Source organism: Brevundimonas sp. (assembly GCF_036677305.1).
In the GTDB taxonomy this organism is placed as follows: domain Bacteria; phylum Pseudomonadota; class Alphaproteobacteria; order Caulobacterales; family Caulobacteraceae; genus Brevundimonas.
In genome coordinates, this window is record NZ_JAKFEB010000127.1 from 1 (window position 1) to 7,356 (window position 7,356).

The following is a 7,356-nucleotide window of genomic DNA, read 5'->3' on the forward strand; positions in this document are numbered from 1 at the left end:
GCGTCCCGCCCCGGTGGCGCGCGCGTCGGCTTGAGGCTAATCAGCGCCACGCCCGTTTGAAAGAGGCGATCAGGAGACGACCCTTCATGACGGCCCTCATCCTCCACGGCGGCGCGGGCGCCCGGCGCGAACGCAACTACGACCGCGAGACCGTGCACATGCGCGAGGTGGTCGAGGCCATGAAGGCGCGGCTGGACGCGGGCGCATCGGCCCTGGACGTGGTCGTGGAAGCGGTTGTGATGCTGGAGGACTCCGGCCTCTATGTCGCCGGACGCGGCGCCTCGCCCAATCTGGCCGGCGCCTATGAGCTGGACGCGAGCCTGATGGACGGCGACGGCCGCCGCCCGGGCGCCGTGGCCGCCCTTCAGGGCTTTCGCAACCCCATCCGCGCCGCCCGCGCCGTGCTGGATCACACCCCGCACGTCATGCTGGTCGGCGAGGGCGCCGGCGCCTTCTGCGCGGCTCAGGGACTGAACCGCGTTGAGGACCCGGAGGCCTGGTTCACCCGCGCCGGTCAGGGCGAGGACAACCATCCGCCCGGAACGCTCAGCCACGGCACGGTCGGCTGCTGCGCCCTGGACGATCAGGGACGGCTGGCGGCGGCGACCTCGACGGCCGGCGTGTTCGGCAAGATGCCCGGCCGCGTCGGCGACACCCCCATCCCCGCCGCCGGCACCTGGGCCGACGACCGGATCGCCGCCTCGGGCACCGGACAGGGCGAGTATTTCATGCGCGTGGCCGCGACGGCCCAGGTCAGCTGGCGGGTCGCCGCCGGCCAGTCGCTGGCCGAGGCGACGCAGGGCGTCATCGACGAGATCGGCGGCCTGGGCGGCGACGGCGGCCTGATCGCCCTCGATCGCCACGGAAACATCGCCCACCCCTTCAACAGCCAGGGCATGAAGCGCGCCTGGCTGACGACGGACGGTCAGATCGGGGTCGAGGTGTTCGGCCGCTGACGCCGCGCCTTACGCCGAATTAATCTCCCGCAGAACGCGGTTCATCCGGCGTTCACCGACTGCTACGCTAAAGCTTGGCGCGTAATCGGGAGCCTGAAATGAAGTCCGCCACGACCGCCGTCCTCGCCGCCGCCCTGCTCGCGTCCGCCGCCTGCGCGCCCGTCATCCAGGGCGGCCCGCCCATCGCCCTGCCGCCGGGCCTGCAGGAGACGGCCCAGGTCGGCAGCATCACCATGTCCAGCGACTGGGTGAACTCGGCCGACGACTTCTCCGAAACCTTCTCGGACGAGGTTCATGAGGAGCTGAAGCGCTGCATGTGGGGCACGGCGCCGATCAACGTCCGCATCCACATCGACGAGTTGCAGCGCGCCGACCGGCTGGGCGTCCTGCTGAACGGCGACGGCGTCCACACCCTCTCGGGCACGGTCGAGTTCGTCGATCCCGCCCGCGACAACCGCGTCGTCGGCCGCTTCCCCGTATCCGTGGCGACCAGCGCCCAGGGCCGCCTCGGCGGCCTGCTCGGCGACCGCCAGATGATGGTCTCGGAAGAGTTCGGGCGCGCCATCTGCGACCAGGCCTTCGGCCGCAACCCTCGCGACCGCGGCCCGCACAACGCGACGCAGGGCTGATGACCCTCCGTCGCGAAGCCTTCGTGATAGGGGTCGGGGCGTGAAGCGCTCGCTCCTCTATCAAATTGTCCTCGCCCTCCATCTGGGTTGGGGCCTGCTCATCGGCTGCTGGATTGCGATCGTTGATCAGAAAACCTTCTGGGTCTGGAAAGCGCCCCTGATTGGCCTTTGCGTCGCCGGGTGTTGGGTCGCCTTCCATTTCCATCTCACGATCTGGCGGGCCGTCCGATCGTGGATCGGAAAGATGAGCGCCAGAACATGAAAAGGGCCGGCGGATCACCCCGCCGGCCCTTCCCGTTTCGTCTGAAGCCGAAGCCTATTCCGCCGTACCGCGCGCCAGATTGCGCAGCACGTAAGGCATCACGCCGCCGGCCTTGAAGTAGTCCAGCTCGGTCTGGTTATCGATGCGGCAGCGGACCGGGAAGCGGGCCATCTTGCCGTCCGACGGGCGGAACAGCTCGACCCACAGGTCCTGACGCGGACGCAGGCGTCCGACGTTGGCGTCGGTCAGGCCGCGGATGGTGACGATCTCCTCGCCGGTCAGGCCCAGACGCAGCCAGCCCTCGGCCTTGAACTGCAGCGGCACCACGCCCATCCCGACCAGGTTGGAGCGGTGGATGCGCTCATAGCTCTCGGCGATGACCGCGCGGACGCCCAGCAGCTTGGTGCCCTTGGCCGCCCAGTCGCGCGACGAGCCCGTGCCGTATTCCTTGCCCGCGAACACGACCAGCGGCCGGCCCTCGGACTGGTAGCGCATGGCCGCGTCGTAGATCGACATCGTGTCCTGCGACGGGAAGTGGCGCGTGACGCCGCCCTCGATGTCCGGCGTGATCTTGTTGCGGATGCGGATGTTGGCGAAGGTGCCGCGCATCATGACTTCGTGGTGGCCGCGGCGCGCGCCGTAGCTGTTGAAGTCCAGCGCATCCACGCCCCGGCCGGACAGATAGACGCCGGCGGGCGAGGTCTTCTTGATCGAACCGGCCGGGCTGATGTGGTCGGTGGTGATCGAGTCGCCGAAGATGGCCAGCACGCGGGCCTCGACGATGTCGGCGACCGGCGCCGGCTCCATCGACAGGCCTTCGAAATAGGGCGGGTTGGCGACGTAGGTCGAGGCCTCGTCCCAGGCGTAGGTCTGGCCGCCCTCGACCTTGATGCCCTGCCAGTGCTTGTCGCCCTTGAACACGTCGCCATAGCGTTTGGCGAACATGGCCGGGGTGACCGACTTCTTCTGGATGTCGGCGATCTCCTTCGAGGTCGGCCAGATGTCCTTCAGGAAGACGTCCTTGCCCTTCTTGTCCTTGCCGATCGGATCCTTCGAGATGTCGATCCGCATCGAACCGGCCAGGGCGTAGGCCACGACCAGCGGCGGCGAGGCCAGATAGTTGGCCTGGACGTCGGGGTTCACCCGGCCTTCGAAATTGCGGTTGCCCGAGAGCACGCTCGTGGCGACCAGACCGTTGTCGTTGATCGTCTTCGAGATGGTCTCGGCCAGCGGGCCCGAGTTGCCGATGCAGGTCGTGCAGCCGTAGCCGACCAGATTGAAGCCCAGGGCGTCCAGATCGGCCTGCAGGCCGGCGGCGGTCAGATAGTCGGTGACCACCTGCGAGCCGGGGGCCAGCGAGGTCTTGACCCACGGCTTGACCTTCATGCCCAGCTTGTGGGCCTTGCGCGCCACCAGACCGGCGGCGATCAGGACCGACGGGTTGGAGGTGTTGGTGCAGCTGGTGATGGCGGCGATGACCACGTCGCCGTCTCCGAGATCGAATTTCTCACCCTCGACCTGAACGCGCGGGGCGTCGACCGGGCGGCTGAAGACCTCGCCCAGGGCGGTTTCGAACGCCGGGGCGGCGACGGTCAGCTCGACCTTGTCCTGCGGACGCTTGGGACCGGCCAGCGACGGCACGACCGTGCCCATGTCCAGTTCCAGCACGTCGGTGAAGATCGGGTCTTCCGAGGTCTCGTCGATCCACAGGCCCTGAGCCTTCGCATAGGCTTCCACCAGGGCGACGCGCGCCTTGTCGCGGCCCGTGGCGGTCAGATAGTCGATGGTCGCGCGCGACACCGGGAAGAAGCCGCAGGTGGCGCCGTATTCCGGGGCCATGTTGGCGATGGTGGCCTGGTCCTCGATGGTCAGGCTGGTCACGCCGGGGCCAAAGAATTCGACGAACTTGCCGACCACGCCCTTCTTGCGCAGCATCTGGGTGACGGTCAGCACCAGATCGGTGGCCGTCGTGCCTTCCGACATGGCGCCGGTCAGTTTGAAGCCGATGACTTCCGGGATCAGCATCGGGATCGGCTGGCCCAGCATGGCCGCCTCGGCCTCGATGCCGCCCACGCCCCAGCCCAGAACGGCCAGGCCGTTGATCATGGTCGTGTGGCTGTCGGTGCCGACCACGGTGTCGGGATAGGCGACGGTCTTCTTGCCCTCTTCCAGCGTCCAGACGGTCTGGGCGAGGTTCTCGAGGTTCACCTGGTGGCAGATGCCGGTGCCGGGGGGCACGACGCGGAAATTGTTGAAGGCCGACGAGCCCCAGCGCAGGAATTTGTAGCGCTCGATGTTGCGCTCATATTCGCGCTCGACGTTCTGGTTGAAGGCGCCGGGCGTGCCGAAATGGTCGACCATGACCGAGTGGTCGATGACCAGGTCGACGGGGTTCAGCGGGTTGATCTTGGTGGCGTCGGCGCCCAGCGCGCTCATGGCGTCGCGCATGGCGGCCAGATCGACGACGGCGGGCACGCCGGTGAAGTCCTGCATCAGCACGCGGGCCGGACGGAAGGCGATCTCGTGCTCGACCGAGCCCTTGTTCTCGGTCCAGGCGGCGACGGCTTTCAGGTCGGCTTCGGTGACGGAAACCCCGTCCTCGTTGCGCAGCAGGTTCTCCAGCAGCACCTTCATCGAGCGCGGCAGACGGGAAATCCCGGCCAGACCGGCTTCCTCGGCGGCGGGAAGGCTGTAATAGGCGTATTTCTTGCGCCCGACGGAAAGGTCCTGACGGGTCTTGAGGCTGTCGTTCGACGGCATGGAGAGGCTTCCTCTGGTCAACGCCGCCCGACAATCCGGTTGCACGAACGCGCGGCTTGCGGCGGGGCGCACAGGTCCCCGACGCGCGCGACGATCGCCTGCTGCGGCGAGGCCGGATATAGCGAGGGTTCCGGGCGGCGTCCATGTACCCGCGTCAGCGGTAGGGGCATTGAGAAACGTTCGCATCAACAGTCTCCCTCCCCCTCCGGGGGAGGGTGGTCGCGAAGCGACCGGGTGGGGACGGCTGGGCGGCATCATCGAGCCGCTCCCACCCCGTCGACGCTACGCGCCGACGCCCCTCCCCTTGCAGGGGAGGGAGACGCCATGATCACCGCCGCCGACCTCACCGTCTCACGCGGCGACCGCGTCCTGTTCAGCGACCTGTCCCTGTCGCTGGCCTCAGGCGAGGCCCTCGCCCTGACCGGGGCCAATGGCGCGGGCAAGACCAGCCTGCTGCGCACGATCGCCGGCTTCATCCGCCCCGACGCCGGCGCTGTCGCCTTCGCCGACATCGATCCGGCCGAGGCGCGGGCCAATCACATCCACTGGCTGGGCCATCTGGACGGACTGAAGACCGGCCGCCGCGCCCGCGAGGAACTGACCTTCCAGGCGCAATGGTCGGGCGCGACCGCCGACGGAATCGCCGCCGCCGTGGACGTGCTGGCGCTGGAGCCCCTGCTGGATCTCGAGGTGCGCAAGCTGTCGGCCGGCCAGCGCCGCCGCCTCGCCTTCGCCCGGCTGATCGCGGCGCCGCGCCCCATCTGGCTGCTGGACGAACCCTTCGCCCCGCTGGACGCCCGCTGGCGCTCGGCGCTCGGCCTGCTGATGCAGGCCCATCTGGACAAGGGCGGCGGGATCATCGCCGCCGTCCATGACCCGCTGCCGCTTCCGTCCAGGACGCTCGACATCGGAGCCGGACGATGAAGCCGCTGATGGTCCTGTGGCGGCGCGAGGTCGCCCTCGCCTGGGCCGGAGGCGGAGGCCCCCTGCTGGCCTGCGGCTTCTTCCTGTGCCTGACGGTGCTGGTCCCGCTGGCCGCCGGGGGCGATCCGGCGGGGCTGAAGCCCGTCGCGGGCGGGATCGCCTGGCTGGCCCTGGCCCTGTCGTCGATCCTGTCGCTGGAGCGGCTGTTCGAGCGCGATCTCGAAGACGGCGCCCTGGACCTGATCGCCCTCGGCCCGGCCCCGCTGGAGCTGGTCGTCCTCGCCAAGGCCAAGGCCCAGTGGCTGGCCGTCGGCGCGCCCCTGGCCCTCACCGCGCCCGTCGCCGCCGTCACCCTGGGCCTGCCCCCGGACCTCGCCCCCCTGGTCGCCCTCTCCGCCCTGATCGGCGCCCTCGGCTTCGCCCTGACCGGAGCCCTCGGCGCGGCATTGGCTCTCGGCGCCCGGCGCGGCGGTCTGCTGATCGCCGTCGTGGTCCTGCCGCTGTTCATCCCGCCCGTGGTGTTCGGCGCGGGCGCGCTGGAGCGGGCGGCGAACGGCCTGTCGCCGACGCCGGCCCTCGCCTTCCTGTTCGCCTATGTCCTGTTCGCAGCGGTGGTCACGCCCTTCGCGGCGGCCGCGGCGATCCGCAACGCCCAGAGCTAGGCGTCAGCGGGCCTCGGCCAGCCCGGCGATCCACGTCTCCAGCCCCGCCGTGTCGGACAGGGCGCCCGTCCATTCATGGGCCGGAACGGCGGTGACATTGTTGCCCCGCGCGCGCCCGCGATAGACCTTCATCGGCACATGCGCCGTGACCCGGCCGCCGGACAGGGGCTGGCGGCGGATTTCCATATAGACGGTGTCCGCCGTGGTCTCCTGACCCACCTGCACCGCGCCCAGCGCGGTCAGCAGATCGACCGCGTCGAGGCAGGCCGAGCCGCAGCCGTAGTCCGTCAGCACATAGACGCGACCCTTCATCAGATTTTCGGTCGGGGCCGCGCCCTCCGCCCGGTCATCCCCGCCCGCCTGCCGCCAGAGGGCCTTCCCTTCGGCGCGGGCCGCGATCATGCCGGTCGAGATTTCATTGAGCCAGGCCAGGACGTCCGGATTCCCGCCCAGCTGGACCTTGTAGCCCTCGATGGTCTCCAGATTGAGGTCCGAGGTCCGCCAGTCCACGCCGGTGGACCGGGGCCGGCGCTCCTCGACACGGGCCTCTCCCCACAGGGTCGTGGCCATGGCGGTGATCCAGGCCGAAGACCCGCCGTTGTTGCCGCGCAGGTCGAAGACGACGACGGGCGCGGCGCGGATTTCATCGACCCGCGCGGCGATCTCCGCCTTCAGCGGCGTCAACTGCAGGCCGTCCTCGCTGGCCGGATCGCCGTTGAAGCCGCCCAGGCCGATCCAGACGCCGCGATCCCAGTTTCTCAGACCGATGGGCGTGGTGAAGCGGGGGGTGCGGGCCGCGGCGAAGCCCTCGTCGCGCGTCGCATCAGGCAGGTCGCGCCATGTCAGGTCGTAGCTGCGGGCCTGACCGTCGACCCGGAAATCGCACCGCTGCGGGATGGCGACATAGGGGTTGGTCTGGTCGATGAAGAGGGTGGAGGCGTAGGCCACACGCTGCGTGGTCAGGTTCCAGCGCCCGGCGGCGCGGCCGATGACCTCTTGCGCCAGAGCCTCCGCCGGACGGCCGTCGCACGAGACCAGCACGGCCCCGACCGGCGGCGCCGCCGGATCCTGGTTGAAGGCCACCGCATACTGATCCCTGCCGTCCACGCTGCGCATGCCGGTCAGGAAGCCGGGCCAGCGCGCGGTCCAGACGTGTCCCATCG

The 7,356-nt window shown here is 69.6% G+C and carries 7 protein-coding genes; 5 read left to right on the top strand and 2 right to left on the bottom strand.

Translation table 11 applies throughout. The features are described from left to right. The first annotated feature begins 86 nt into the window (after positions 1 to 86). The 3 genes from V6M42_RS07480 (at position 87) to V6M42_RS07490 (ending at position 1,847) form a co-directional block, all read left to right on the top strand. Positions 87 to 956 (top strand): isoaspartyl peptidase/L-asparaginase family protein, encoded by an 870-nt coding sequence (locus tag V6M42_RS07480; protein ID WP_332678044.1) that lies wholly within the window; start codon positions 87 to 89, stop codon positions 954 to 956. Positions 957 to 1,054: 98 nt separating this feature from the next. After that, positions 1,055 to 1,585: a hypothetical protein gene (locus V6M42_RS07485; protein ID WP_332678045.1), complete on the top strand. Its 531-nt coding sequence runs from the start codon at positions 1,055 to 1,057 to the stop codon at positions 1,583 to 1,585. Between the two features lie 40 nt (positions 1,586 to 1,625). Then, positions 1,626 to 1,847 carry a hypothetical protein gene (locus V6M42_RS07490; RefSeq protein WP_332678046.1) on the top strand — a complete coding sequence of 74 codons (222 nt, stop codon included), beginning with the start codon at positions 1,626 to 1,628 and terminating at the stop codon, positions 1,845 to 1,847. 54 nt (positions 1,848 to 1,901) lie between these two features. Here V6M42_RS07490 and acnA read toward each other — a convergent pair whose 3' ends face one another. Then, the gene (acnA, locus tag V6M42_RS07495; RefSeq protein ID WP_332678047.1) at positions 1,902 to 4,607 is read right to left on the bottom strand and encodes an aconitate hydratase AcnA; all 2,706 of its coding nucleotides are present in this window, start codon (positions 4,605 to 4,607) and stop codon (positions 1,902 to 1,904) included. 324 nt (positions 4,608 to 4,931) lie between these two features. Between acnA and ccmA the strand changes: the two genes are divergently transcribed. Beyond that, positions 4,932 to 5,531: a heme ABC exporter ATP-binding protein CcmA gene (ccmA, locus tag V6M42_RS07500; RefSeq protein WP_332678048.1), complete on the top strand. Its 600-nt coding sequence runs from the start codon at positions 4,932 to 4,934 to the stop codon at positions 5,529 to 5,531. Further along, positions 5,528 to 6,193: a heme exporter protein CcmB gene (gene ccmB / locus V6M42_RS07505; protein ID WP_332678049.1), complete on the top strand. Its 666-nt coding sequence runs from the start codon at positions 5,528 to 5,530 to the stop codon at positions 6,191 to 6,193. The genes ccmA and ccmB overlap by 4 nt, the downstream gene beginning before the upstream one ends. Before the next feature lie 3 nt (positions 6,194 to 6,196). Here ccmB and V6M42_RS07510 read toward each other — a convergent pair. Further along, positions 6,197 to 7,356 (bottom strand): S41 family peptidase (locus V6M42_RS07510; protein ID WP_332678050.1); only part of this gene is annotated, 1,160 nt, incomplete at its 5' end.

What these genes read in the sequence shown, in the direction of transcription:
- V6M42_RS07480 (WP_332678044.1), top strand. Translation starts at nt 87, where the DNA reads ATGACGGCCCTCATCCTCCACGGCGGCGCGGGCGCCCGGCGCGAACGC.
- V6M42_RS07485 (WP_332678045.1), top strand. Translation starts at nt 1,055, where the DNA reads ATGAAGTCCGCCACGACCGCCGTCCTCGCCGCCGCCCTGCTCGCGTCC.
- acnA (WP_332678047.1), bottom strand. Translation starts at nt 4,607, where the DNA reads ATGCCGTCGAACGACAGCCTCAAGACCCGTCAGGACCTTTCCGTCGGG.
- ccmA (WP_332678048.1), top strand. Translation starts at nt 4,932, where the DNA reads ATGATCACCGCCGCCGACCTCACCGTCTCACGCGGCGACCGCGTCCTG.
- ccmB (WP_332678049.1), top strand. Translation starts at nt 5,528, where the DNA reads ATGAAGCCGCTGATGGTCCTGTGGCGGCGCGAGGTCGCCCTCGCCTGG.